We start from the raw sequence: 1,913 nt of genomic DNA on the forward strand, positions 1-1,913 counted from the left end.
TGTAGAGTAAAGTTCTGGCTTTGGCTATGCCTCTGCCAGAACCTCCTCATCAAACCGTACGTGAGGTTCTCCCTCATACGGCTTTCCGAAGTTCTTCTACCATCAGCGTTACGATGCGAATGAAATACGCTTAAGACCAAGATTCCTGAACAAGTCCACGTGTTCCCCATAATGGTACCGTTTGGACTTTTGCTTCTTTCGATTGTACCAATACACAAGTCTCATCAGTATATATCTATCCAGCTTTAATAGTACCCGGTTGTTCGATATATGATAATAGCCTCGCCATCCAACAATCTTCAGATTCAGTCTCTTTATCATTTCCTCTAGGTCCTGATATAGTGTTGCATCCTTTAAGGTCTCTTTCACAACCTCTTTTATGACTTTCTGTTTCATTTTACACACCCACATGTCAGTGGCATAATATTCTGTTCCATTAAGCTTACGCATCTTGACTTTTCTTACTTCCATGCCAAGAAACACAAATCCGTCCTTTCCTGACCACAGGTTCACGATTCTCGTTTTCTCCATGTTCAGTTCCAGTTCCAACCGACTCATAATTAACTTAACTGCCCTGAAGCTGTTCGACACATCTTTGTAGTTCTTGCAAACGATCACAAAATCATCTGCATACCTTACCAACTTTCCCAGATGACCATAATGGCGTTCCCATATGGTATCCAGATAGTCCAGGTACAGATTCGCAAGAAGAGGCGAAAAGACACCGCCTTGTGGACTGCCGATGGTACTTTCTTCGTAGTTTCCATTCTCCATGATTCCCGCTCTCAACCACTTCCGTATCATTTTGTTGATTCTTCGGTCGTTGATTCGCCTTTCAACCAGCATCATCAGTTTCTCATGATTGATGTTATTGAAATATCCTTTGATATCTCCATCCAACACATAATTCCCCCGATTGTTACACGTTTTGCGTATCACTTCCAAGGCTTGATGCTGATTTCTCTTGGGTCTGAATCCATAGGAACAGTCTTTGAAGTCTGCTTCAAAGATCGGTTCAATCACCAATTTCATTACTGATTGTACGATTCGGTCTTTCACCGTTGGGATTCCCAATGGCCTTTTATTGCCGTCTGCTTTAGGTATGTACACTCGCCTAACCGGTGGTGGATTATAACTATTTCCTTTCAGGTCTTCCTGAATTTCCCCAATTATTCTTTCCACTCCATGATTTTCGATTTCTTCTATCGTCTGTTCATCTATTCCTGCACTTCCACCGTTGGTTTTCACACGTTTCCATGCTTCATATAGAATATCCTCACGATAAAGTTTGTCATACAATGCGTGAAATTTTCTCGCCTTATTTCTCTTGGCTGATTGGTATAGCTTCCTCTGAAGTTTTCGAACTTTGTCTTTAGGTGTTGTTAGCTTTTCAGCATTCACTCGCTCTTACCTCCTTCAAAAGCTTGAACTAAGTAGGGACCCTTTCCTAAATGAAGTTTTGTTGTCTTCATCATCATCGGTACTATGCTCCCCTCCGACTGCCTTCTCACAGGATTTCCTTTCGCATTCGCTTATAGTCCTCTTCTTTACCTTTCGGTGTGAGTTAGGCTCTCTCCAGTTCCGGACACTTACTTTCCATACATACCGTTTCCCATACACCGGGAACTTCTTCATCAAAGGCTCCAAGTTCTTCTTTGATTTCTATGGACTTCGCTAAATAGGAAGTAGCTCGTCAGTTCCTTTGTCCGACTTTACGGTTTTTTAACAGTGCTGCAGAATTCACTTTATGTTACGGTCTGCATGGTCGATAGAGCCACAATGTGCCCATTTTCATGACGCTTCACGCATCGATTCTCACCGATACATGGTCATATATCTACTGCGCTCCTTGGCGATTACGCAGGTCGGACTTTCACCGACATGTAAGTATCCAGCTTCGCTGGACACGCTCC

General features: G+C 42.8%; 1 protein-coding gene. It reads right to left on the reverse strand.

Features of this window, described 5'->3' with window-relative positions; translation table 11 throughout:
• Positions 1–108: 108 nt before the first annotated feature.
• Positions 109–1,401: a group II intron reverse transcriptase/maturase gene (gene ltrA / locus ACKVDP_RS13735; protein ID WP_409229471.1), complete on the reverse strand. Its 1,293-nt coding sequence runs from the start codon at positions 1,399–1,401 to the stop codon at positions 109–111.
• Positions 1,402–1,913 lie beyond the last annotated feature (512 nt).

Origin of the sequence: Gudongella ferriphila, from assembly GCF_046224405.1 — a bacterium.
GTDB lineage: Bacteria > Bacillota > Clostridia > Tissierellales > Tissierellaceae > Gudongella.